The sequence below is a fragment of the Cytobacillus sp. S13-E01 genome, from assembly GCF_029193815.1.
In the GTDB taxonomy this organism is placed as follows: domain Bacteria; phylum Bacillota; class Bacilli; order Bacillales; family Bacillaceae_L; genus Bacillus_BV.
Genome location: NZ_JARFVC010000014.1, coordinates 54,506 through 80,601, shown reverse-complemented (window position 1 = coordinate 80,601; position 26,096 = coordinate 54,506). Strand labels below are relative to the sequence as shown.

24 protein-coding genes are annotated in these 26,096 nt (G+C 37.2%); 23 read left to right on the top strand and 1 reads right to left on the bottom strand.

Annotated features, from left to right (window positions below):
• The first annotated feature begins 287 nt into the window (after positions 1–287).
• The 12 genes from PY093_RS10970 (at position 288) to deoC (ending at position 14,848) form a co-directional block, all read left to right on the top strand.
• The gene (locus PY093_RS10970) at positions 288–812 is read left to right on the top strand and encodes a hypothetical protein (protein ID WP_275645934.1); all 525 of its coding nucleotides are present in this window, start codon (positions 288–290) and stop codon (positions 810–812) included.
• 310 nt (positions 813–1,122) lie between these two features.
• Positions 1,123–1,479, top strand: coding sequence for a YqxA family protein (locus PY093_RS10965; protein WP_275645933.1), 357 nt, complete (start codon positions 1,123–1,125; stop codon positions 1,477–1,479).
• Positions 1,480–1,993: 514 nt separating this feature from the next.
• On the top strand, positions 1,994–3,820 hold the full coding sequence (gene lepA, locus PY093_RS10960) for a translation elongation factor 4 (RefSeq protein ID WP_275645932.1): 1,827 nt from the start codon (positions 1,994–1,996) through the stop codon (positions 3,818–3,820).
• Positions 3,821–3,944: 124 nt separating this feature from the next.
• The gene (gene hemW, locus PY093_RS10955) at positions 3,945–5,087 is read left to right on the top strand and encodes a radical SAM family heme chaperone HemW (protein WP_275645940.1); all 1,143 of its coding nucleotides are present in this window, start codon (positions 3,945–3,947) and stop codon (positions 5,085–5,087) included.
• Between the two features lie 84 nt (positions 5,088–5,171).
• Positions 5,172–6,203, top strand: a complete 1,032-nt coding sequence (gene hrcA / locus PY093_RS10950) for a heat-inducible transcriptional repressor HrcA (RefSeq protein ID WP_275645931.1) — start codon at positions 5,172–5,174, stop codon at positions 6,201–6,203.
• Positions 6,204–6,603: 400 nt separating this feature from the next.
• Complete coding sequence (gene grpE, locus PY093_RS10945; protein ID WP_275645939.1) at positions 6,604–7,200, top strand: nucleotide exchange factor GrpE; 597 nt, start codon at positions 6,604–6,606, stop codon at positions 7,198–7,200.
• Positions 7,201–7,279: 79 nt separating this feature from the next.
• Positions 7,280–9,112, top strand: coding sequence for a molecular chaperone DnaK (gene dnaK, locus PY093_RS10940; protein ID WP_275645930.1), 1,833 nt, complete (start codon positions 7,280–7,282; stop codon positions 9,110–9,112).
• Between the two features lie 274 nt (positions 9,113–9,386).
• Positions 9,387–10,511 carry a molecular chaperone DnaJ gene (gene dnaJ, locus PY093_RS10935; RefSeq protein ID WP_275645929.1) on the top strand — a complete coding sequence of 375 codons (1,125 nt, stop codon included), beginning with the start codon at positions 9,387–9,389 and terminating at the stop codon, positions 10,509–10,511.
• Between the two features lie 241 nt (positions 10,512–10,752).
• A complete protein-coding gene (gene prmA, locus PY093_RS10930) occupies positions 10,753–11,691 on the top strand; it encodes a 50S ribosomal protein L11 methyltransferase (protein WP_275645928.1) in 939 nt (312 codons plus the stop codon).
• A gap of 28 nt (positions 11,692–11,719) precedes the next feature.
• Positions 11,720–12,466: a 16S rRNA (uracil(1498)-N(3))-methyltransferase gene (locus tag PY093_RS10925; RefSeq protein ID WP_275645927.1), complete on the top strand. Its 747-nt coding sequence runs from the start codon at positions 11,720–11,722 to the stop codon at positions 12,464–12,466.
• Positions 12,467–12,473: 7 nt separating this feature from the next.
• On the top strand, positions 12,474–13,838 hold the full coding sequence (mtaB, locus tag PY093_RS10920; RefSeq protein ID WP_275645926.1) for a tRNA (N(6)-L-threonylcarbamoyladenosine(37)-C(2))-methylthiotransferase MtaB: 1,365 nt from the start codon (positions 12,474–12,476) through the stop codon (positions 13,836–13,838).
• Positions 13,839–14,179: 341 nt separating this feature from the next.
• Entirely contained in the window at positions 14,180–14,848 is a 669-nt protein-coding gene (deoC, locus tag PY093_RS10915) for a deoxyribose-phosphate aldolase (RefSeq protein ID WP_275645925.1), read from the top strand.
• 38 nt (positions 14,849–14,886) lie between these two features.
• Here the strand turns inward: deoC and PY093_RS10910 are convergent, their stop codons facing one another.
• A complete protein-coding gene (locus tag PY093_RS10910) occupies positions 14,887–15,813 on the bottom strand; it encodes a Na/Pi symporter (protein WP_275645924.1) in 927 nt (308 codons plus the stop codon).
• Positions 15,814–16,153: 340 nt separating this feature from the next.
• Here PY093_RS10910 and rpsU point away from each other — a divergent pair, with 340 nt between their 5' ends.
• From rpsU to PY093_RS10855, 11 genes are all read left to right on the top strand, one after another.
• A complete protein-coding gene (gene rpsU, locus PY093_RS10905) occupies positions 16,154–16,327 on the top strand; it encodes a 30S ribosomal protein S21 (RefSeq protein ID WP_193469724.1) in 174 nt (57 codons plus the stop codon).
• Between the two features lie 18 nt (positions 16,328–16,345).
• Positions 16,346–16,792: a GatB/YqeY domain-containing protein gene (locus tag PY093_RS10900; RefSeq protein WP_275645923.1), complete on the top strand. Its 447-nt coding sequence runs from the start codon at positions 16,346–16,348 to the stop codon at positions 16,790–16,792.
• 430 nt (positions 16,793–17,222) lie between these two features.
• Positions 17,223–18,566 (top strand): NfeD family protein, encoded by a 1,344-nt coding sequence (locus tag PY093_RS10895; RefSeq protein ID WP_275645922.1) that lies wholly within the window; start codon positions 17,223–17,225, stop codon positions 18,564–18,566.
• A 12-nt stretch (positions 18,567–18,578) separates the two neighbouring features.
• Complete coding sequence (floA, locus tag PY093_RS10890; protein WP_275645921.1) at positions 18,579–19,562, top strand: flotillin-like protein FloA; 984 nt, start codon at positions 18,579–18,581, stop codon at positions 19,560–19,562.
• 58 nt (positions 19,563–19,620) lie between these two features.
• Positions 19,621–20,166: a hypothetical protein gene (locus PY093_RS10885; RefSeq protein ID WP_275645920.1), complete on the top strand. Its 546-nt coding sequence runs from the start codon at positions 19,621–19,623 to the stop codon at positions 20,164–20,166.
• A gap of 176 nt (positions 20,167–20,342) precedes the next feature.
• Positions 20,343–20,627, top strand: a complete 285-nt coding sequence (gene yqfC / locus PY093_RS10880) for a sporulation protein YqfC (RefSeq protein WP_275645919.1) — start codon at positions 20,343–20,345, stop codon at positions 20,625–20,627.
• 17 nt (positions 20,628–20,644) lie between these two features.
• Positions 20,645–21,832 (top strand): sporulation protein YqfD, encoded by a 1,188-nt coding sequence (gene yqfD / locus PY093_RS10875; RefSeq protein ID WP_275645918.1) that lies wholly within the window; start codon positions 20,645–20,647, stop codon positions 21,830–21,832.
• 3 nt (positions 21,833–21,835) lie between these two features.
• Positions 21,836–22,792, top strand: coding sequence for a PhoH family protein (locus PY093_RS10870; protein ID WP_275645917.1), 957 nt, complete (start codon positions 21,836–21,838; stop codon positions 22,790–22,792).
• Positions 22,793–22,924: 132 nt separating this feature from the next.
• A complete protein-coding gene (locus tag PY093_RS10865) occupies positions 22,925–25,117 on the top strand; it encodes an HD family phosphohydrolase (RefSeq protein WP_275645938.1) in 2,193 nt (730 codons plus the stop codon).
• The gene (gene ybeY / locus PY093_RS10860; RefSeq protein ID WP_275645916.1) at positions 25,114–25,584 is read left to right on the top strand and encodes an rRNA maturation RNase YbeY; all 471 of its coding nucleotides are present in this window, start codon (positions 25,114–25,116) and stop codon (positions 25,582–25,584) included. The genes PY093_RS10865 and ybeY overlap by 4 nt, the downstream gene beginning before the upstream one ends.
• The gene (locus PY093_RS10855; protein WP_275645915.1) at positions 25,568–25,951 is read left to right on the top strand and encodes a diacylglycerol kinase family protein; all 384 of its coding nucleotides are present in this window, start codon (positions 25,568–25,570) and stop codon (positions 25,949–25,951) included. Before ybeY ends, PY093_RS10855 begins: the two co-directional genes overlap by 17 nt.
• Positions 25,952–26,096: the final 145 nt, after the last annotated feature.

Below are 26,096 nucleotides of genomic sequence, written 5' to 3'. Positions count from 1 at the left end.
TAAAGAACAACCTTCCAGCCGGCTTGTCTTATGCTTGTCGCCGATAGGCGGGCGCCCTGCGCTTTTCTTAAAGGGTAAGAAAGTATAATTTTTTTACCTGGTATTTGTGTCTAACTTCGATTGTCGCTACCTGTCGTGGCGGGTTTTAATCGACGCGCCGATGGGCGGGCGCGCGCCTTGCGCTTTTCGTATACTATCAGACTTAATATGTTGATCCTTTTAGACTTTAAACGGCATAATAGATCAAAAATCCTGGCACAAGATACCTTGGTATCGGCGATTTCTAAATGGAGTCGGGTATAAAAAATATAACTCCGCAAAAAATAAAAAACGGTAACCAAAAGGGCAGACTGATGCCCGAAATCTTGAAAAAAATAAAAAATGGTAACCAAAAGGGCAGTCTGATGCCCGAAACTCTGCAAAAAATAAAAAACGGTAACCAAAAGGGCAATCTGATGCCCGAAATCTTGAAAAAAATAAAAAACGGTAACCAAAAGGGCAGTCTGATGCCCGAAATCTTGAAAAAAATAAAAAACGGTAACCAAAAGAGCAATCTGATGCCCGAAATCTTGAAAAAAATAAAAAACGGTAACCAAAAGAGCAGTCTGATGCCCGAAACCTCAAAAGAAATAAAAAACGGTAATCAAAAGGGCAGTCTGATGCCCGAAATCTTGAAAAAAATAAAAAAGGGTAACCAAAAGGGCAGTCTGATGCCCGAAATCTTGAAAAAAATAAAAAAGGGTAACCAAAAGGGCAGTCTGATGCCCGAAACTCCGCAAAAAATAGAAAACGGTAATCAAAAGACGTTTTAATCGACGTTCCTCAATACGGGCGCCATCGACTCTATGGTATAAGCCAATCCGTCCGGAAGGTAAAGAACAACCTTCCAGCCGGCTCGTCTTATGCTTGTCGCCGATAAGCGGGCGCCCTGCGCTTTTCTTAAAAGGTAAGAAAGTATAAAAGTTTGTACCTAGTTTTAGTGTCTAGCTCCGGGCGCCATCGGCTCGAGGTCATAAGACAATCCCTTCCCGAAGGCAAAGAACGCCTTCAGTCAGGGCTCGTCTTATGCTTGTCGCCGAAAGGCGGGCGCCCTGCGCTTTTCTTATTAAGGAGTAATAACAAATGGTGAAATTTATGATGAAGTGCTTTTTTATTACAACAATCCTACTGTTTGGGGTGTTGTTAGGAATGCAGCAGGCAAATGAAGGTATGAAGAAAATGCGGGGGCTTGATGATCCTTCTCTTCAAGGTGCATTCAATATTACCGACAATGGAACAGGTGATGTAGAAGCATCTGTGCTAGGAATAAGAGTAAACAGTCATGATATCGAAGAGAAACAAAGAAAGCTTGAACAAACGGAGGCCTTCAATTTATTTACGTCAATCGGGAAAAAGCTAGCAGAAGGCGTGAGCATGCTGTTGGAAAAACTATTATTTGTTGTTTCTTCTAGTATTGATGGAATAATTGATAAGTTCTAGGGTGAAAGGGGAGTTCTTAGCGTATTAATTGCTGAACTCTCTTTTTCTATTCTAATTGAATAATAAGCTCTGTATTGATATAATCAATGACATGTATGTTTTACCGAACATAAATAAATAGAGACGGTAATAACTTAGAGCAGAACGTTATAGCTTTATTGCTTCCTTTTTCTATAAAGGGAAGAAAGTATAAAATTTTGTACCTAGTTTTGGTGTCTAGCTCTGGGCGCCATCGGCTCGAGGTCATAAGCCTGTCTTGCTCCAGCGCCTAGAAACTCGAGAAACTTCAACTCCTCCTACAGAAGCAAAGAACGCTTCTTTCGGCGGAGTCTCCAGTTTTCTCGTTTCTGACCAAGGCGCTTACGCATTTCGGGCAATCCGTCCGGAAGGTTAAAGAACAACCTTCCAGCCGCCTCGTCTTATGCTTGTCGCCGATAGGCGGGCGCCCTGCGCTTTTCAAGGTAATTAGGCTATTTATTGTTGAGTAGCCCCGAGAATGGTAGGAGTGAATAGAATGAACAGAGAAGACAGACTTAAAAGACAAGAAAAAATACGGAACTTTTCAATTATTGCTCATATAGATCATGGTAAGTCTACATTAGCAGACCGAATTTTAGAAAAAACATCAGCACTTACTAGCCGTGAAATGAAGGATCAGTTACTAGATTCGATGGACCTTGAACGTGAGCGTGGAATCACAATTAAGCTAAATGCTGTTCAGTTGAAATATAAAGCCAATGATGGCGAGGAATATATTTTTCATTTAATCGATACACCAGGGCATGTCGACTTTACTTATGAGGTGTCACGAAGCCTAGCGGCATGTGAAGGAGCTGTACTTGTTGTTGATGCGGCACAAGGGATTGAGGCCCAAACACTAGCTAACGTGTATTTAGCCTTGGATAACAACTTGGAAATATTACCGATTATTAATAAAATAGATCTACCAAGTGCTGATCCTGAGCGGGTACGACAGGAAATAGAAGATGTAATCGGATTAGATGCTTCAGAAGCTGTATTAACCTCTGCAAAAGCAGGAATAGGGATAGAAGAAATTCTTGAACAGGTTGTAGCCAAAGTACCAGCACCTCAGGGTGATCCTGGTGGACCTTTAAAGGCACTTATATTTGATTCTTTATATGATGCCTACCGCGGGGTTGTCGCTTATATTCGTGTCGTTGAAGGTACTGTTAAAGTAGGCGATAAGATTAAGATGATGGCAACTGGTAAGGAGTTTGAGGTATCAGAAGTAGGGGTATTCACACCCAAAGCTACCCTGCTAACAGAACTTACTGTTGGAGATGTTGGTTTTTTAACAGCAGCTATTAAAAATGTTGGAGATACACGAGTTGGTGATACGATTACGAATGCTAAAAATGGTGCAACTGAAGCGCTACCAGGTTATCGTAAACTAAACCCAATGGTGTTTTGTGGGTTATATCCTATTGATACAGCTAAATACAATGATTTACGTGATGCTCTAGAGAAGCTAGAGTTAAATGATGCGGCATTACAATTTGAACCGGAGACTTCCCAAGCACTTGGCTTTGGTTTTCGCTGTGGTTTCCTAGGACTATTACACATGGAAATAGTTCAAGAGCGTATTGAGCGTGAATTTAAAATCGACCTAATAACAACAGCTCCAAGTGTTATATACAATGTATTTTTAACAGATGGTACAGACCAAAGAGTGGATAATCCTAACAATATGCCTGATCCTCAGAAAATCGACCGCATCGAGGAACCATATGTAAAGGCAACAATGATGGTGCCAAATGATTATGTTGGTGCAGTTATGGAATTGTGTCAAAATAAGCGTGGAAACTTTATGGATATGCAATATCTTGATGAAAATCGAGTTAGTATCGTTTATGAAATCCCATTAGCTGAAATTGTCTATGATTTCTTTGATCAACTAAAATCCAATACAAAAGGTTATGCTTCTTTTGACTATGAATTAATTGGCTATAAGCCATCTAAACTAGTTAAAATGGATATCCTACTTAATGCTGAAAAGGTAGATGCACTATCTTTCATTGTCCACAAAGATTCTGCTTATGATCGAGGGAAAATTATTGTAGAAAAGTTAAAGGAATTAATTCCTCGTCAACAATTTGAAGTTCCGATTCAAGCAGCAGTTGGACAAAAAATTATTGCACGTTCATCAATTAAAGCAATGCGTAAAAACGTACTAGCTAAGTGTTATGGTGGAGATATTTCACGTAAACGTAAGCTACTTGAAAAACAAAAAGAAGGTAAAAAGCGAATGAAACAAGTAGGGTCCGTTGAAGTACCGCAAGAGGCATTCATGGCTGTCTTGAAAATGGACGATACTAAATAATTGAAATTATAAAGCAGTAAAACTAAGATTATAGTGAACAAACATAGTAAAATACCGCAGAATTTCTGCGGTATTTCTTTTAACTATAAAAGGTGTTTTGCACCAATTAGAAAGTAGTGATCTTTTGATACAAGCTGCATATCTTCATATCCCATTCTGTGAGCAAATCTGCCATTATTGTGATTTTAATAAGGTGTATTTAAAAGGACAACCTGTAGAAGAATATCTTCAATCAATGGAACTAGAGATGAAAAATACAATGGAAGCACATCCGACTAAGGGGTTGAACACGATCTTTGTTGGGGGTGGTACACCAACTGTGTTAGACATGAAACAAATGGAATTTTTTTTAACAAGTATTCACAGATATATGAAACCACTTTCCGAGGAAGTCGAATTTACGTTCGAAGCAAATCCAGGTGATTTGTCAAAGGAAAAACTTCAATTATTGCGAGAAGGGGGCGTAAATCGATTAAGCTTTGGTGTTCAAACATTCGACGATAATTTACTTAAAAAAATTGGAAGGACCCATCGACAGAAGGATGTATTTCGTTCAATTGAACATGCAAAAGAAGTTGGATTTAATAATATTAGCATTGATCTAATTTATGCTCTACCTGATCAGACAATAGCGAACTTTAAACAAACGCTTGATGCAGCATTTTCGCTCGATGTTGAGCATTTTTCGGGATACTCCTTAATTATCGAGCCTAAAACAGTGTTCTATAACTTGATGCGCAAAGGGAAATTGTCCTTACCAAGTCAAGATAACGAGGCGGAAATGTATGAGTTATTAATGGATGAGATGGAGAAACATAACTATCATCAGTACGAGATAAGTAACTTTGCTAAGAAGGCGTATGAAAGCAAGCATAATCTAACTTATTGGGATAATGACGAATATTTTGGGATTGGAGCGGGCGCCCATAGTTATGTAAATGGGAAAAGAATAGCAAATGCAGGTCCTTTAAAAAAGTATATGTCAAAAATTGAAGAAACTGGATTTCCGTATGTTGAATCCCATCAAGTTAATCAGGAAGAAAAAATGGAAGAGGAACTATTTTTAGGGTTAAGAAAAACATTAGGGGTTTCAAAGCCAAAATTTTATCAAACATACAATAAAAGTATGGATGCTGTGTTTGGTAAGCAAATAGAAGAACAACGCAGTAAAGGATTGCTTGAGGAAAAGGATGGATTTATTAGATTAACGAAACAAGGAAAGCTTCTAGGTAATGAAGTGTTTCAGGCATTTATTGGTGGAATCTAATCGTTGACATCGTGGTATGTATTTGGTAACTTATTATTAGAATTAGCACTCGCGTTTAATGAGTGCTAACAGAGGTGATGTTCCTTGTTAACAGATCGTCAGCTATTAATTCTTCAGGTAATAATAGATGATTTTATCCAATCTGCCCAGCCGGTAGGCTCAAGATCATTGTCGAAAAAAGATGAAATCTCATATAGCTCTGCAACAATTCGAAATGAGATGGCGGACTTAGAAGAGCTTGGGTTCATTGAAAAAACCCATAGTTCTTCAGGGAGAATTCCCTCAGAAAAGGGCTACAGATACTATGTAGATCATCTATTATCACCACAAAATGTTTCAAAAGAAGATAAAGATGAAATAAACTCTATTTTTGCTGAGCGAATTTATGAGTTAGAAAAAGTCGTTCAAAAATCTGCCCAGATTCTTTCTGAGTTAACAAACTATACATCGATTGTATTAGGGCCTGAGGTTAGTGAAAACAAGGTAAAGAGGCTGCAAATTATTCCCATTAACAGAGATACTGCCGTTGCAATTATTATTACAGATACGGGTCATGTAGAAAATCGAACAATCACGTTCCCAGGTTCAATTGATCCTGCTGACATTGAAAAAATGGTGAATATTCTCAATGAACGATTAAGTGGTGTCCCATTAGTTGATTTGAATGATAAAATCTATAAAGAAGTAGCGGCAATACTTAAGGCGCATATAAGAAATTATGATAGTTTATTACAGGCTGTGTCAGGTACGTTTAACCTCCAATCAGCAGAAAGAGTTTACTTTGGAGGTAAAACAAATATGCTAAGCCAACCTGAATTTAATGACATTAAAAAAATTCGTTCTTTATTAACAATGATTGAACAAGAGAAAGAATTTTATGAGTTACTACGTACAAATAAAACGGGAATAAACATCAAAATTGGCCGTGAAAACAGAGTTAGTGCTATGGAAAATTGTAGTTTAATCACGGCAACCTATTCAGTAGGTACTGAACAATTAGGATCAATTGCTTTACTTGGGCCAACCCGCATGGAATATTCGCGTGTTGTTAGTCTACTAAGTCTAATTAGCACAGATTTGACGAATGTACTAACAAAATTGTATCAAAATGATTAGCAGTGGCTATATTTAGTAAGGGATACAGGGGAAGGGCATTCCCTGTTACATACTTGAAAAGATTTATTTTTTTCCAAAGGTAAGAAAGTATAAAAGTTTGTACCTGGTTTTAGTGTCTAGCTACAGGCGCGCCTTGCGCTTTTCTTAAAAGATAAGAAAGTATAAAAATTTGTACCAAGTTTTAGTGTCTAGCTCCGGGCGCCATCGACTCTATGGTATAAGCCAATCCGTCCGGAAGGTAAAGAACAACCTTCCAGCCGGCTTGTCTTATGCTTGTCGCCGATAGGCGGGCGCCTTGCGCTTTTCTTATGAAACGAGCCGTTACTAAAACATCACTTGTGAAAAATCAATTTTATATCCTATCGATTTAAGGGAGGTGAAATAATTGGCTAACGAAAATATTACAAAAGAAAATGACGCAGTAGAAGATCAAGTTAATTACGACCAAGTTGATGAAGTCCCTGTTGAAGAAGTTATTGTGGAAGGAAACGAAACAGTAAATGACAACAATACATCTGACTCAAAACAAAGTGAGCTTGAGAAAGCCAATGAGAGAATCGCTGAACTTGAACAACTACTAGCTGAATCTGAAAATAAAACGTACCGTGTTCTAGCGGATTTTGAAAACTATAAACGTCGAGTTAAACTTGACCAAGAAGTAGCAGAAAAATACCGTGCGCAAAGCTTAGTTTCAAATTTGTTATCTGCACTAGATAATTTTGAAAGGGCGATGAAGGTCGATGTTGATGATGATAAAACAAAATCACTTCTGCAAGGGATGGATATGGTTTATCGTGGCCTAATTGACGCACTAAAAAGTGAAGGTGTAGAGGTAATTGAAGCAGTTGGTAAGCAATTTGACCCTCAAATACATCAAGCAGTTATGCAAGTAGAAGATGCTGAATTTGAATCCAACACAATTATTGAGGAATTCCAAAAAGGATATAAGTTAAAAGATAGAGTCATTCGTCCTTCTATGGTCAAGGTCAATCAATAAGGCATTACATACTAGCAAACAAAGCTAAAAATTACGGATAGATAACTATATAAATTGAAATACAGGGAGGTTTTTTATAATGAGTAAAATCATTGGTATTGACTTAGGAACAACAAATTCATGTGTTGCTGTAATGGAAGGCGGAGAAGCAAGAGTAATCCCAAATCCTGAAGGCAATCGTACAACTCCTTCTGTCGTAGCGTTTAAAAACGGAGAACGTCAGGTAGGAGAAGTTGCAAAACGTCAAGCAATTACAAATCCAAATACAATTATTTCTATTAAACGTCATATGGGAACAAACCATAAGGTTGAAGTAGAAGGTAAGGAATATACTCCACAAGAAATGTCAGCAGCCATTCTGCAATATCTAAAAGGTTATGCAGAAGAATATCTTGGGGAACCTGTAACGAAAGCAGTTATTACAGTTCCTGCATACTTTAATGATGCAGAACGACAAGCTACTAAGGATGCTGGTAAAATTGCAGGTTTAGAAGTTGAACGTATTATCAATGAGCCAACAGCAGCAGCACTTGCATATGGTTTAGATAAAACAGATGAAGATCAAACAATCCTTGTCTATGACCTAGGTGGCGGTACATTTGACGTATCAATCCTTGAGTTAGGTGATGGCGTGTTTGAAGTTAAGGCAACAGCTGGGGATAATCGCCTAGGTGGAGATGACTTTGACCAAATCATTATTGATTATTTAGTTGAACAATTCAAAAAAGATAATGGCATTGACTTATCAAAAGACAAAATGGCTATGCAACGTCTAAAGGATGCAGCTGAAAAAGCAAAAAAAGATCTTTCTGGTGTAACATCTACACAAATCTCACTACCATTTATCACAGCTGGTGAAGCTGGACCACTTCACTTAGAAGTGAACATGACCCGTGCAAAATTTGATGAATTATCAGCTGGTTTAGTCGAAAGAACGATGGGACCTACTCGCCAAGCAATTAAAGATTCTGGACTTTCTGCTAGTGAGATTGACAAGATAATACTAGTAGGTGGTTCAACTCGTATCCCTGCTGTTCAAGAAGCGATTAAAAAAGAAACGGGTAAAGAACCACATAAAGGGGTAAACCCAGATGAAGTTGTTGCATTAGGTGCTGCGATTCAAGGTGGAGTATTAACAGGAGATGTTAAAGACGTTGTGTTACTAGACGTAACGCCTTTGTCATTGGGTATTGAAACAATGGGTGGAGTGTTTACTAAGTTAATCGAACGTAACACTACAATCCCGACAAGTAAATCTCAAGTTTTCTCTACTGCAGCAGATAGCCAAACGGCAGTGGATATCCATGTACTTCAAGGTGAGCGTCCAATGTCTGCGGATAACAAAACATTAGGTCGTTTCCAATTATCTGATATTCCACCGGCACCACGTGGTGTTCCACAAATTGAAGTAAGCTTTGATATCGATAAAAATGGTATCGTAAATGTTCGAGCAAAAGATCTTGGTACAAACAAAGAACAAACAATCACAATTAAGTCTTCTACAGGTCTTTCTGACGAAGAAGTTGAAAAAATGGTACGTGAAGCCGAGGAAAATGCGGAGGCTGACAAAAAACGTAAAGAAGAAGTTGAACTTCGTAACGAAGCAGATCAGTTAGTCTTTACAACTGAAAAGACGTTAAAAGATCTTGAAGGAAAAGTAGATGAGGCTGAAGTAACGAAAGCAAATGAAGCCAAAGATGCTTTAAAAGAGGCAATTGAGAAAAATGATTTAGAGGAAATTCGTACGAAAAAAGATGCTCTACAAGAAATCGTACAACAGCTTTCTGTGAAATTATATGAAGATGCTGCCAAAGCTGCACAGGCTGCTCAAGGTGCAGAAGGCGAAAACGCTGCTAACAAGTCAGATGATGTTGTAGATGCTGAATTTGAAGAAGTAAAAGACGACAAATAATATTGTGCGGAGTACGTGATTAAAAAGTCGAAGTCAGGCATGCCTTGGCTTTGGCTTTTTTTAAGTAGATAACAAGAATTAGGCACCATCAAAAAAGATTTAAAAAATAAATAAAATTTGAACTTAGTTTTTCAGTCTAGCTACGGGCGCTATCGGACCTTTGGTCATAACTCGATAAACAGGCGCTCTGCGCTTTTCATATAAAATATTGCCTTTTACTTTTGAGAAATGATAAAATAATCTTTATGTGAAAGGAAGCGGGAGTGGGTTTTTAATGAGTAAACGCGATTTTTATGATGTACTTGGTATTAGTAAGGGTGCATCAAAGGATGAAATTAAAAAAGCATATCGAAAACTGTCTAAACAATATCACCCAGATATTAATAAAGCAGCAGACGCAGCTGATAAATTTAAAGAAGTAAAAGAAGCGTATGAAGTCCTTAGTGATGATCAAACACGTTCACATTATGATCAATTCGGACATACTGATCCAAACCAAGGCTTTGGCGGAGGTGGGGACTTCGGTGGTGGTTTTGGCTTTGAAGATATATTCAGCTCCATCTTTGGCGGCGGCGGTGGTCGACGTCGTGATCCGAACGCTCCTAGACAAGGGGCCGACTTACAATACACAATGACACTTAAATTTGAAGAAGCTGTATTTGGTAAGGAAACCGATCTTGAAATACCGCGAGAAGAAACATGTGAAACATGTGATGGTTCAGGTGCTAAACCAGGTACAAAGACAAATACATGTTCACACTGTAATGGTTCTGGTCAACTTAATGTAGAACAAAACACACCTTTTGGACGTATTGTTAACCGTCGTGTTTGTAACCACTGTAATGGTACAGGAAAAATGATACCGCACAAATGTTCAACTTGTGGCGGGTCTGGAAAAGTGAAAAAACGTAAGAAAATTCACGTGAAAATTCCTGCTGGTGTTGATGATGGTCAACAACTACGAGTTTCTGGTCAAGGTGAACCAGGTATTAATGGTGGGCCTTCTGGTGACCTATATGTAGTATTCCATGTAAAAGGACATGAATTCTTCGAGAGAGATGGAGACGACATCTATTGTGAAATGCCTTTAACATTCGCTCAAGCAGCGTTAGGCGATGAAGTTGAAGTTCCAACATTACACGGCAAGATTAAGTTGAAAATCCCTGCTGGTACACAAACTGGAACGAAATTCCGCCTACGTGGTAAGGGTGTTCCTAATGTCCGTGGTTATGGACAAGGTGATCAACACATTCAAGTACGTGTAATCACACCTACAAAGTTGACTGAAAAACAAAAGCAGTTGCTTCGTGAATTTACTGATCTAAGTGGATATGAGGCACCTGACGAACAACATGATAGTTTTTTTGCGAAGGTAAAAAGAGCTTTTAAAGGTGAATAGTATAGAAAAGCGGAGGGCGCTCATCTCGAAGAAAGTCGATTAAAACCCGCCACGTCCTGTGGCGAACATCGACATCAGCACATCCTGTGCTAGTAAAGCATAAGACGAGCACTTGCAGAAGGTGAACTTTCCTTCTGTAAGTGATTGGCTTATACCATAGAGCCGATAGCGCCCGAAGCTCGACAATGGGAAAAGCGGAAGTGTCAAATGGTTAATATTATTATAATGGAGTTGGTAGATTATGAAATGGTCTGAAATAAGCATACACACTACACAAGAAGCAGTTGAACCTATTTCAAATATTTTGCATGAAGCGGGGGCTAGTGGAGTTGTCATTGAAGACCTTTTCGATTTGACCAAGGAACGTGAACAAATCTTTGGTGAGATTTACCAACTCAACCCAGATGATTATCCTGAAGAAGGGGTAATTATTAAGGCGTACCTGCCTGTTACTAGTTTTCTATCTGAAACGGTAGATGAAATAAAAGAGGCGATTAATGGCTTACTCTCGTTTGGAATAGATATAGGATATAATAAAGTAACTATAAGTGAAGTAAATGAAGAAGAATGGGCTACTGCTTGGAAAAAGTATTATCACCCAGTTAAAATCTCTGAGAAATTTACAATTGTTCCAACATGGGAAACGTATGAGCCTGTGAGTAGTGATGAGCTAATTATTGAGTTAGACCCTGGTATGGCATTTGGAACAGGTACACATCCTACTACAGTATTATGTATCCAAGCACTAGAAAGAACGGTTCAAAAAAATGACAGGGTAATTGATGTTGGAACAGGCTCAGGCGTTCTAAGTATTGCGTCTGCAATGCTCGGTGCAAAAGAAGTTAGTGCATTTGACTTAGACACTGTTGCAGTAGAAAGTGCAAGTGAAAACGTGAAGTTAAACAAAGTGGAACAGATTGTTTCAATCTCACAGAACAACCTGCTGGCCAATGTTCAGGGTCCGGTTGATGTGATTGTTGCAAATATTTTAGCAGAAATCATTCTACTATTTACGAATGATGCAAATAGGGTATTGAAACAAGGTGGGCTTTTTATCACTTCAGGAATTATTACTGCAAAAAAAGAAGAGGTGAAAGAAGGTTTAATAGCCGCAAACTTCACGATTGAAGAAACAGTTGTAATGGAAGATTGGGTTGCATTTATCGCAAGAAAAAATTAAATGACCAAAACTGGTGGTGGGAAGCACCTTGCAACGATATTTCGTAGAAAATATAGTAAACAATAAAGCGAATATTAGTGGTGAAGATGTACATCACATTGCACGTGTAATGCGCATGGACGTTGGCGATCAATTATATTGTTGTGATTCAGATGGAAAAGTTGCTAGATGTGAGATTACTGAAATTACCAATGAATCAGTTTTAACCAATGTTGTAGAATGGATGAAGAACTCAGTTGAGTTACCGATTAATGTATCGATTGTGAGTGGGTTGCCTAAAGCGGACAAACTTGAATATGTTATACAAAAGGGAACAGAACTAGGGGCAAGTGAGTTTGTCCCTTTTATTGCGGCTCGTTCAATTGTAAAATGGGATGAGAAAAAAGGCAGTAAAAAGGTTGAACGTTGGAATAAAATCGCAAAGGAAGCTGCAGAGCAATCTCATCGTTCAAAAATACCTACCGTACAAGCACCAATTTCCTTTAAACAGTTAATTTCTCTAAGTGCAAACCATGATTATAAATTAATTGCCTATGAAGAAGAAGCAAGAAGGGGCGAAAAATCAAACCTAGCTTCAACCTTTGATAAGATGAAAACTGGGGAAACCCTATTAATTGTTGTAGGTCCAGAAGGTGGTCTTACTGAAAAAGAAGTAACCCTTCTTCACAAGAATGGTTTTATTTCTTGTAGTCTAGGACCAAGGATTTTACGTACAGAAACAGCGCCTTTGTATCTATTAGCAGCTGTTTCTTATTATTTTGAGCTAACGAGGTGAACAAAAGATGCCAACAGTAGCATTTCATACATTAGGATGTAAAGTGAATCACTATGAAACAGAAGCCATTTGGCAACTTTTTAAAGAACAAGGCTATGAAAGAACTGAATTTGAAAGTACGTCAGATGTTTATGTTATTAATACCTGTACTGTAACAAATACAGGTGATAAAAAAAGCCGGCAAGTCATACGACGTGCAATCAGAAAAAATCCAGATGGTGTTATTTGCGTAACTGGCTGCTATGCACAAACGTCACCTGCTGAAATAATGGCAATTCCTGGGGTAGATATTGTTGTAGGAACCCAGGACCGCACAAAAATGTTAGATTATATCGAGCAATATAAAACAGAACGCAAGCCTATTAATGGTGTCGGTAACATTATGAAAGCTCGTGTCTATGAGGAACTAGATGTTCCTGCCTTTACAGACCGGACACGTGCATCTTTAAAAATCCAAGAAGGTTGTAACAATTTCTGCACCTTCTGTATCATTCCTTGGGCTCGTGGCTTAATGCGTTCACGTGATCCTAAAGAAGTCATAAAACAGGCACAAGCACTTGTAAATGCTGGCTATAAAGAGATCGTCTTAACCGGTATTCATACAGGTGGATATGGTGAAGATATGAAAGATTACAACCTTGCAAAATTGCTTCAAGAGTTAGATGCACAAGTAGTGGGCCTAAAACGGATCAGAATCTCGTCAATAGAAGCTAGTCAAATCACAGATGAAGTTATTGAAGTTCTTGATAAATCTGATAAAATTGTCCGTCATTTACACATTCCACTTCAATCTGGTTCAAATACAGTGTTAAAGAGAATGCGCCGAAAATACACAATGGAACACTTTGCAGAGCGTTTAGAAAGATTAAAAGAAGCCCTACCGGGACTTGCAATCACTTCTGATGTTATTGTTGGGTTCCCTGGTGAAACAGAAGAAGAATTCATGGAAACATATAATTTTATCAAAGAACACAAATTCTCAGAGCTACATGTCTTCCCTTATTCAAAACGTACAGGTACTCCTGCAGCGCGTATGGAAGATCAAGTTGATGAAGAAATCAAGAATGAGCGTGTTCACCGCTTGATAGCATTATCAGATCAACTAGCTAAGGAATATGCTTCACAGTATGAAAATGTAGTACTAGAAGTAATTCCAGAAGAAGAATACAAAGAAGAAGTAAACAGTGGTCTGTACATTGGTTATACAGATAACTATCTAAAAGTAAAATTCCCAGCAACTGAAGGAATGATAGGGAAGTTAGTAAAAGTTAAAATTACTAAAGCAGGCTACCCGTATAATGAGGGGCAATTCGTTCGCATTGTTGAGGATAGCATAGCCGGGAACCTAGAAATTGTAAAATTAAGTTCTTAACCCAGTATTTAAACTGGGTTATTTTTTTCTTATTGGTATACGTAATAATCGGCTTTTTTTACTAACTTTATAATAAAAATTCTCTTATTAATGACAATTAAAATGGATATATGCGCGCATATTGGTGTTTTATGGTGCGTCGTAATATTGTCGTTTATGTGCGTAAATTCCAAGAATATGTATAACTCGAATAGCATCGTTGCCTACTAAAGGATAAATTCTTTCACATAATTGATAATTATCGTACATACTAAGATTGTTCTCGTGTTTTTTAAAATTAAATGCTATTATTAGAGAGGTACGGACAACTCTATAGTAGTCGAAAAGGATGATTATAACATATGAACAATGTTGCCAAGTTGATTGACCACACAGCATTAAAAGCGGATACAACAAAAGAACAAATTTTAAAATTATGCGCGGAAGCTAAGGAATATGTCTTTGCTTCGGTATGCGTCAATCCAACATGGGTACAGACAGCTGCTGAGCAATTAAAAGGCACCAAAGTAAGGGTATGTACTGTTATAGGCTTCCCGTTAGGAGCAACTACACCAGAATCAAAGGCCTTCGAAACAAAAGATGCAATCGAAAAAGGCGCAACTGAGGTGGATATGGTCATTAATATCGGTGCATTAAAGGATAAAGATGATGTGTTAGTAGAACATGACATTCGTGCAGTAGTTGATGCTGCAAAGGGTAAAGCACTCACTAAAGTAATTATTGAAACTAGTTTGTTAACTGAAGAAGAAAAAGTCAGAGCATGTCAGATTGCTGTTAAAGCAGGAGCAGACTTTGTCAAAACATCAACAGGCTTCTCAACTGGTGGAGCAACAGTTGAAGATATTGAACTAATGCGTAAAACAGTTGGACCGGAAATCGGGGTTAAAGCATCTGGTGGGGTCCGTGATGCAAAAGGCGTTCACGATATGGTTAAAGCAGGAGCAACCCGCATCGGTGCAAGTGCAGGTATAGCGATTGTAAAGGGATTAACAAGTACATCTGATTATTAAAAGAAATGATCAAGTCCAAAGGTAGACTTGATCATTTCTTATGCTTTTTTATGTACTTTCAAAATAAACGCCGCAAGTAATCCAGTTAATGGAAGGGCAATAAGAGATGTAAGGGTATTGAAAATTAAACTTACATGTGCAAGTTGAACATCAGGAAGAGAAGTAAGCATTGATGCAACAGACCCAAGGCTATTAATTAAAGGATAAAATAAAAGAACTCCAAATACGTTTAACCATATGTGTGCATATGCTGTTAGCTTTGCTTCGCGACTAGCTCCAATACTAGCTAAAAATGCAGTTATACATGTTCCTATATTTGCACCTAGAACAATGGCAACCCCCGCATTAAGTGTCAATAGATGCTCATTTATAAACCCCATGATAATACCAGTTGTTGCCGTACTTGATTGTATAATTGCGGTTAAAAATGTTCCTACTACAACTCCAAAGAGACCATTTTCATTTGTATATTCGAAAAATGTATGTACAGCCGGTATTGATGCCAGTGGGCGAGCTAACTGCTCAAACCCGTTCATCGCCACAAATAAACAACCAAGTCCAAAGAGCATTGCACCAATACTAAAGAGCTGTCGGTTTTGTAAAAGTAAACATAAAAAACCGATAATTAACAAAGGAACGATGGCTTCATAAATATGAAATGAAATTAACTCAGTCGTGACAGTTGTTCCTATATTGGTTCCAAGGATGATCCCAATAGATTGTTTAAAGGTTAAATAGCCTGTGGCAACTAAACCAACGATTAAAATCATGACGGCAGAACTGCTTTGTATGACGGCTGTTATAATAGCTCCGACTATCATGCCTTTCCAAGGGTTTCCTGTAAATTTTACTAACCATTCTTTCATTTTATTACCAGATAAATTATAAAGGCCTGTCCGCATAACTGTCATACCAAATAAGAAAATTGCAATATAGACTGCAAATAAAGAAATTAACTCAATCATTAACTAGTCTCACCTCTTATCACATTGTATGGACGGGGTGTCCTATAAATGACTTAAATTTTTATAATAATAATTTGCCCTAAGGGATTTAGTCAGTAACAAAACGATAGTAAAAAGATCGATTTAAACAAGAATGCGGCATCGATATCACCTTGTTTCAATGAAATACAGTTGACCTTAATTTACTGATATATTATAATTGCAAAGTACATGTTTATTATTTGTCTTTTGGAGTAAGCTTTTTTTCGCGGAAAGTTGAAACAATGACCTAAATTTTAACTTTAATTCTAAACATGTAATATTAATGTTTAGCTGTTGTTTTCGGAGGGAGGGATTTAGAATGTCAAAAACGGTCGTTCGTAAAAACGAATCGCTTGAAGATGCTCTTCGCCGCTTTAAACGTACTGTATCAAAATCTGGTACAATACAAGAAGCAAGAAAGCGCGAATTCTATGAAAAGCCTAGCGTAAGACGTAAGAAGAAGTCTGAAGCTGCAAGAAAGCGCAAATTCTAAAAGAGGGTGTAGTAGTTTATGAATCTTCTCGAGCGTTTAAACAATGATATAAAACAAGCGATGAAGAATAGAGAAAAAGACAAACTTACGACAATGCGGATGATGAAATCCTCACTTCAAAATGAGGCGATCAAGCTTGGTACAAGCGAATTATCTGAAGAGCAGGAGTTAACAGTCCTTTCTCGTGAATTAAAACAACGTAAAGACTCCCTCCTTGAATTTGAGAGCGCAGGTCGACAAGACCTTGTTGATAAAATTCATTCTGAAATCGAGATCGTTGAAGTGTACATGCCAGAACAGTTAAATGAAGAAGAGATTACTAAGATTGTTAAACAAACAATTGAAGAAGTGAATGCCTCTTCAAAGGCTGATATGGGAAAAGTGATGGGTGCGTTAATGCCAAAAGTTAAAGGTAAAGCTGATGGTTCACTTGTCAACAAAATTGTGCAGCAACAACTTTCATAAGATTTTCAAACTAGTCTAGATCTGGTCCTAAGATATAGGTTTTAGCTAGACTAGTGAAAAATAGCATCTTACCACCGGTAGGATGCTATTTTTTTATTGTTTAGGAATTTATAAAATTGTAAGGTTGTGTATAACTTCGTGTCTCTGTCTATCTACGTCTAGCTCCGGGCGCCATCGACTCGAGGTCATAAGCCAATCCGTCCGGAAGGTAAAGAACAACCTTCCAGCCGGCTTGTCTTATGCTTGTCGCCGATAGGCGGGCGCCCTGCGCTTTTCTTATGCTAAATTGAAATTATAAATAATATCATAAAAAAGTGAAACCTTACTTAAACTAAATCGTATTACTTTACATAAGTAGAAGAAAATATATTTATAAGGTGCTTACTAAATTTTTATTCTAATTAATAAGTTTAAGAAGGGGGGTAAACATTTGAAAAGGTTCCGTTTAACACTATATATAAGCCTATTAATTCTCTCTTTAGCATTAACAATTCTACCAGATAATAGTCACAGCAGCAGTGATAGTAATGATATTGTATATGTTATCCCTGTTGAAAGTACGGTCGAGAAAGGATTATCATCCTTTTTAGACCGGTCAATAACAGAGGCTGAAGATGCGAACGCTGATGTTATTATTCTAGATATTTATACTCCAGGTGGTGCTGTTGATGCTGCAGGTGACATTGGTAAAAGAATCAACGCAACAAAAATTCCAGTAGTAGCTTTTGTTAACAATCAAGCACTTTCGGCTGGCGCCTATATTGCGTTAAATGCAGATGCCATTTATATGACACCAGACTCTACAATGGGTTCAGCCGCAATTATTGATCAACAAGGGAACACTGCTGGAAAAAAAGCAGAATCATTTTGGTTCGCTGCCATGAAAACTGCCGCTGAACAGAATGGAAGAGATCCTATTTTTGCACTAGCAATGGCAGATGCCGATATTGATCTACCGGAGTATGGAGCTGGTAAAGGAGATTTGCTTACATTAACTGCTTCACAGGCGGTAGAGGTGAAGTATTCAGAAGGAACTGTAGCGAATCTTGACGCATTATTAAGTAAACTTGGCTACAAAGATGCTATTGTTGAGAAAATGGAAGTAGCTTTTGCCGAAAAACTTGCTAGATTTATTACAAATCCGATTGTTGTCCCAATTCTACTATCAATAGGTAGTCTAGGATTAGTACTAGAACTGTACTCACCAGGTTTTGGAATTCCTGGAATAATGGGAGTTTCTTCATTGTTATTATTCTTTTATGGTCATATGGTTGCTGGCTTAGCTGGCATGGAATCCCTCATTCTATTTGTGGTTGGGGTTGTCCTGATCTTACTGGAATTTTTTATACCAGGAGGCATTATAGGCCTAATAGGCTTTGGAGCAATTTTAACCAGTTTATTTATTGCGACAGATAATGTAACATACATGGCATTATCACTTTTAATTGCGATTGGAGTAACAATAATGGCTTCCATTATTTTGTTTAAGGTGTTTGGAAAACGTATAAACATTTTTCGAAAAATTATTCTCAGTGATTCTACGAATACAGAAAAGGGCTATGTTTCAAATGTGAACCGAATTGAATTAGTTGGAAACGAAGGATTTGCGTTAACATCGCTTCGTCCTTCAGGTACAGCCCTAATCAATGATGAAAGACTGGATGTTGTAACAGAAGGAAATTATATACAACAAAACAGCAAAGTGGTTGTTGTTAAAACAGAGGGTTCAAGAATTGTTGTCCGTGAAATAAAAAATAGCGAAGCAATGAAATAGGAGGAAATAAACATGACACCAAGTACTCTTTTAGTTTTACTTGCAGTTGGTCTTGGAATTATAATACTAGCTGTCCTTTTTACTTTTGTACCTGTAATGCTCTGGATTTCGGCATTGGCATCTGGAGTGAGAGTAAGTATCTTTACATTAATTGGGATGAGATTACGTCGGGTAATTCCGAGCCGAGTGATTAATCCATTAATCAAAGCAGTAAAGGCTGGATTGGATGTTACAACAAACCAATTAGAGAGTCATTATTTAGCTGGAGGAAATGTCGACAGAGTCATTAATTCGCTAATTGCTGCTCAACGTGCAAATATAGAGTTAACGTTTGAACGCTCTGCTGCAATTGATCTTGCAGGACGTGATGTTCTAGAAGCTGTTCAAATGAGTGTTAACCCTAAGGTAATAGAAACACCGTTTATTGCCGGTGTTGCGATGGATGGAATCGAGGTTAAAGCTAAAGCACGAATTACAGTGCGTGCCAATATTGAACGTTTAGTCGGTGGTGCGGGTGAAGAAACGATTATTGCCCGTGTAGGTGAGGGTATTGTAAGTACAATTGGTTCGCAACATGATCATAAGAAGGTTCTTGAAAACCCTGATATGATTTCACAAACAGTATTATCAAAAGGTCTAGACGCAGGAACGGCATTTGAAATTCTCTCGATTGATATTGCGGATATTGATATCGGTAAAAACATTGGTGCAGCACTACAAATTGATCAAGCTGAAGCGGATAAAAATATTGCACAAGCAAAAGCAGAAGAGCGCCGCGCGATGGCTGTTGCACAAGAACAAGAAATGCGTGCCCGTGTGGAAGAGATGCGTGCTAAAGTAGTAGAAGCAGAGGCGAAGGTACCTTTAGCAATGGCCGAAGCGCTAAGAAGTGGAAACTTAGGTGTAATGGACTACATGAACATTAAAAATATTTCTGCTGATACAGATATGAGAGATTCAATTGGAAAACTTTCGGATGAGGATGAAGATAAATAAAAGCTTGTTAAAAGTAAACGGATAACATGTTTTCTAGCTGAAGGGAGGTTATCTCCTATTGGATAACATAGTACAACAGTTAATCACGCTTCTTCTTGATAATTTCATTTTAGTATTTATTATTGGTGGAGTTATTCTTAACATCTTTAAAAGGTTTAAGGATGCTACCACTGAACAAAATAACCAACAACGACCAGTTGAGCGACAAGGTAACCGCGAACAGAACTATGATGAGGAAAATGAAAGAAGAAGTGAACAAAACCCTTTTGAAACTATCTTTGATGAGTTAAATAGAAAAGGGAAAGAAATATCCAAACAAAACGAAAAAACCGCTCCGAGCCGTATAGAAAAAGTGGAGCAACGGAAACCAACAGCATCAACAGAGCTATATGAAAGATACAATAAGCTAAATAAAGAGGATAACCCTAAGGGTAAGAAATCTTCTCCAAAACAGGTTAACCGGATTTCAACTCAATATCAGCCTATGAAGAGAGTGACTAAAAAGAGAGCTGTAGAAGGGATTATTTGGTCCGAAATTTTAGGTCCTCCACGTTCAAAAAGACCTCATTCGTCACGTGGTCGATATTTAAGACCAGAGAAATAAGGTATGCTGTTAAAGGTTATAACTCCACTGTTGGAGTAATTTAACGATAATTTTTTGGTGAAATAGTTACAAAAACAGTATTTTACCAAGAAGATAAATGTAACAAATCCATCAACTTAAATGTTCTAACCCCCTTTCATATTTCATAAACATGAGATGAAAGGGGGTTCTTTTTTATGGGCAAAAAGTGGCAACAACGTATGAGAAATTGGATGACAACAAAGATGGAACTACCCGCAGATGTTATGATGGATCTTCCCAGAATTACGATGATAGGACAGATACATATATATATAGAAAATCATAGAGGACTCTTAACATTTACAGATAAGGAACTGCGATTATTACTTAAAAATGGACAACTGTTAATTAAGGGACAATCATTTGTCATTAAGACGATTTTACCTGAAGAAATATTACTTGAAGGAAAAATAGATCAAGTCCTATATATCGATAATTAGTCGCAAGGGGGAAAATCATGAAAAACGGGTGGCTGAACTTTTTTTCGGGTAGTGTAAAAGTAAGTGTTAGTGGTAAGGGAGTGGAGCGATTAGTAAATGACTGTGTACGCAATGATATTATTATATGGGAGGTTAGGAAACAGAGTGATCAATCGATAACATTTTATATCCTTCTAAAAGATATATCAAAAATTCGTCCAATAGTCAGACATAGTGATTGTAAATTACGTTTTGTAGGGAGAAAAGGTATTCCCTTTTTAATCAAAAAGTCCTTATTAAATAGTGGTTTTCTGATTGGCGCCTTACTGTTTTTAGCCATTATTACATTTATGTCTAATATGGTATGGGGAATCCAAGTAGAGGGTGCGAAACCAGAAACAGAATATCTATTGCGCAAAGAATTAACGGAAATAGGCGTAGAAAAAGGGAAATTACAATTTTTACTAGCTGATGTTGAATCAATACAACGTCAGCTAACGAACAATATTGATGCGATAACGTGGGTTGGTGTGGAATTAAAAGGGACGACCTATCATTTTCGCGTGGTTGAGAAAAATCAACCAGAAAAACCGGAGTTTATAAGTCCTAGACACCTGACTGCGAAGAAGAAAGCAATTATTACAGATATGTTTGTTGAAGAAGGAAAGCCACTTGTTTCAGTCAATGATCATGTAACAGAAGGACAGGTTTTAGTTTCCGGTATTATTGGAAAGGAAGGACAAACTGAAATCGTACCTGCGAGGGGAAAAATTTTTGGCGAAACATGGTACAAGTCTGATGTGATGGTAGAACTTACAACGGAATTTAATGTGTTTACAGGTAACTATAAAGATAAGCATTATATAAAGGTATGGAATTGGACTTTGCCAATTTGGGGATTTGGGAAGCCAGAATTTTTAACCTATGCAACAGAAAAACAGGAAAAAGCAATCCGCTTTTTAAAGTGGAATTTACCGATTTCGTATAATAAGATCACTTTTAGAGAAAACGAAGAAGTAGAAAGAAAATATTCAGTAGAACAAGCAAGAGAGGTTGCAAAAGAGTATGCTAGAAGTGAGTTAGAAGATCTTTTAGATGATGATGCAAAGATAAAAGGAGAAAAAGTTTTGCGTGAATCGACTGAGAATGGTAAAGTTAACTTATCAATCCATTATCAGGTAATTGAGAATATAGTAACTTCAATACCATTAGTTCAAGGAGACTAAAGGATGTCAGAAGAGTTAATAACAATAAATCAATTAGAAAACCCAAATGAAGCAATTGCTCTTTTTGGTACAAATGATGTAAACTTAAAGCGTATCGAGGAAGAACTTAATGTTTCAATTATTACTAGAGGTGAGTCAGTAAGTGTCTCAGGAGATCTTGATTCCACTAAGCTAGTTGAAGAAATATTAAAACGTTTACTTTCAGTAATCAGAAAAGGTATTACGATTAGTGAACGAGACGTATTATATGCAATTCAAATGGGCCAATCAGGAAAGCTCGACTATTTTGAAGATTTGTATCAAGAAGAAATTACAAAAAATGTAAAAGGCAAATCAATCCGTGTTAAGACGCTCGGCCAACGTCAATATGTTGGTGCCATAAAAAAACACGATTTAGTGTTTGGGATCGGTCCTGCGGGTACAGGGAAAACGTATTTGGCTGTCGTTATGGCCGTTACAGCATTAAAGAATGGGATGGTCAAAAAAATCATTTTAACTCGTCCTGCAGTTGAAGCAGGTGAAAGTCTTGGCTTTTTACCTGGTGACCTAAAGGAAAAAGTGGATCCTTATTTACGACCTTTATATGACGCTCTCCATGATGTTCTAGGAGCAGAACATACTGTTCGAATGATTGAAAGAGGTACAATTGAAATTGCTCCACTGGCTTACATGAGAGGGAGAACGTTAGATGATTCGTTTGTTATACTAGATGAAGCACAAAATACTACATCGGCACAAATGAAAATGTTCTTAACAAGACTAGGCTTTGGCTCAAAAATGGTTATTACTGGTGACATTTCACAAGTTGACCTTCCAAGGGGAGTTAAGTCAGGACTAGCGATTGCAAAAGATATACTAAGAAATGTGAATGGGGCATCTTTTATTTTCTTGGAACAAACAGATGTAGTACGTCATCCACTTGTAGCGAAAATTATTGATGCCTATGATAAAGGCGAGTAATAATTTACCGAGACCCATCATCTATGTATGGGTCTCTTTTTCCATAACGTTTGTGCTGCCCTAAAACTAACCAAGGCTTTTAAAAAGGAGGTTGAAACTTTGAGTAATAATCGCTTAAGTTCAGTTAAAAAAATGTTAGATGTGCTAAAAAGGTTTCGTTTCCTACATATTGTTATTTATACATTACTAGCATTTGTGATGTACATAGCCATGTTTAGTAATGTTAAACCAGAAAAACTCAATATAGAATTATTTGCTGTAGCTGATACTACAATCCGATCACCTATAACAATTGAAGATAAACTTAGTACTGAGAAGAAGCAGAAAAAGGCTGCTGATGAAGAAGAAGATGTTTATACACTCAAAAAAGAGTACGCTCAAAACCGAGTAGATCTCGTTAGATCGATTTTTGACTCTGTTGAAGAAGTGAATGAAGAACTAGCAGAAGAGTATGATAAAAGAAATAGAGAAATTGAAAATGAAATAGAGTCTGCAAAGGATGAAGGTCAAGCAAACTCAGAAACTCAAAAACAGGCACCGCTTGAACCTTCAATATCAGAAAAGCTATCTAGGTTAAAATCTAAACTTCCATCAGATCTCTCAAAAGAGCTTTCTGACACGGTCTTTACACCATTACTAGAAGCAAGCCCTGATCAATTGGAACGTGCAAAGGATTCCACAGTAACAGCAGTAAATAACGTAATGAACAATTCAATTCCTGCAAGTGAAGTGGAAAAAGCTAAAGGTAAAATAGAAAATGAAATTCGTTACGCGAGTTTGGATAGTTCAGTTAAAAATGCGATAGTAGAACTAGGTAAATATGCTGTAATTCAAAATGTATATTATGACCCAGCTGCAACTGAAGAAAAAAGGCAGCAAGCAATAGATGCTGTTGAACCAGTTAAAATTTTACAAGGCCAAATTATTGTAGAAGAAGGTCAGTTGATAAGTAGAGAGATTTACAAGCAGCTTGAATTTGTTGGTTTACTAGATACTGATAAATCAATTCAGCCGTTTATTGGTTTAGCATTAATGATTGCATTAATTATGGCGATTATCATTTATTATTTTTTAGATGGTATCCCAACCAGTCGTAAACGAAACACATATTTGTTAATCTACGGTATTATTTTCACTATTACTATTTTATTTATGAAAATGGTAAGTTTATTCCAACAAATTGATTATTCAGATATTGGATATATTGTTCCTGTTGCAATGGGACCACTTTTAGTAAAATTACTAATCAATGAACGAATTGCGATAGTCAGTAGTATGATATTTGCTATTTGTGGAAGTATTATTTTTAATGAAGGTGTAACAGGAACCCTAAATTTCACAATTGGATTATATTATTTGTTTGCCGGACTTGCGGGCGTTTTATTTTTGAGCCAACATAACCGAAGAGCAAAAATATTGCAAGCAGGATTGTTTATTTCATTTATAAACTTTGCTTTACTTACATCAATACTTCTACTGAAAAATAGTAACTACTCAAGTATAGAAGTTGGTTCTTATATTGTTATGGCAATTGTATCTGGGATTGTTGCAGCTGTTATGACAATTGGATTGTTACCATTTTTTGAAGCAGGATTTGGTATACTATCTACAATGAGGTTAATAGAATTGTCTAATCCTAATCACCCATTGCTTAGAAAAATTTTAACTGAAACTCCTGGTACATACCATCATAGTGTAATGGTTGCTAATTTAGCGGAAGCTGCTTGTGAAGCAATTGGGGCAAATGGATTGTTGGCAAGGGTTGCGTCTTATTATCATGATATTGGAAAAACAAGGCGTCCGCATTTCTTTATTGAAAATCAGCTGAATATTGAGAACCCACATGATAAGATTGCACCGCAGCTTAGTAAGAGTATTATAATCGCCCATGCATCAGACGGAGCGGAATACCTGAAAAATAACAAAATGCCTAAGGAGTTTGTGGATATTGCCTTGGAACATCATGGGACAACATTATTGAAATATTTTTATCATCAGGCTAAACAGAAGGATGATGATATTGAAGAGGCTGATTTTAGATATCCTGGTCCTAAGGCACAAACGAAAGAATCAGCTATAATAGGTATTGCTGATAGTGTTGAGGCTGCAGTTCGATCACTTACAAATCCAACACCTGAAAAGATTGAATCATTAGCAAAAAGCATCATGTCTGACAGGTTACAGGATGGTCAATTCAATGAATGCGATTTAACCTTAAAAGAACTAGATATTGTTTTACATTCATTTTGTGAAACATTACATGGAATATTCCATTCCCGAATCGAATACCCCGAGCCTAATAGACAGAAGGTGAAGCAAGCATGATATTAGAGATCGATTTTTCAGACGAAACAAATGAAGTCACCGAAGAACAAATAAAGACCTTGCAAGGGCTTTTAGATGTTGCGGCAATCTCTGAGGGTGTACAGAATGGGACAGAACTATCGGTTACCTTTGTTGACAATGAACGAATCCAAGAAATTAACCGAGATTATCGGGATAAAGATAGGTCTACTGATGTTATCTCGTTCGCTTTGGAAGAAATAGGTGAAGGCGAGATCGAAATCCTAGGCGGTGACATGCCAAGAGTATTAGGAGATATTATTATATCCATTCCTAAAACGAAGGAACAAGCTAAAGAGTATGGACATTCATTTACTAGGGAACTTGGATTCCTTACTGTTCATGGATTCTTACACTTAATAGGCTATGACCATGAAGAAGAAGCAGATGAGGTAATTATGTTTTCTAAGCAAAGGGATATTTTAGAGGCCTATGGACTTAAAAGGTAAGCATAAAAACGAGTTAGCGCGATTACTAAAAAGTTTTTCATATGCAGCAAATGGCCTAATGCATGCAATCTATAAGGAACATAATTTACGAATACACCTAGTCCTTTCCGTAATTGTAATTAGTCTAGGTTTTTATTTTAATATCTCTAGAATGGAATGGAGTGTCATTATTATTTTGATTGGTGGAATGCTTAGTTTAGAGCTAATGAACACGGCAGTAGAGCGTGTTGTAGATCTTGTCACTAAGGAATATCATCCGCTTGCCAAAATGGCTAAAGACATATCCGCAGCCGCTGTCTTACTTTTTGCCATTGCGTCAATTATTATAGGAATTATTATATTTTCAGGTTATCTGGACATTCTGTAATAAAGTTTGAATATTCTTACTTTTATGTTACAATTTCGATTTTTTAAGGAAATAATTAATTACATTGTGTAAAATAATATGTATACTTCTCATAAAGTGAATCCTCAATTAGTGGGTGCTTACTTCTTACTAAGGTGGGATAAAT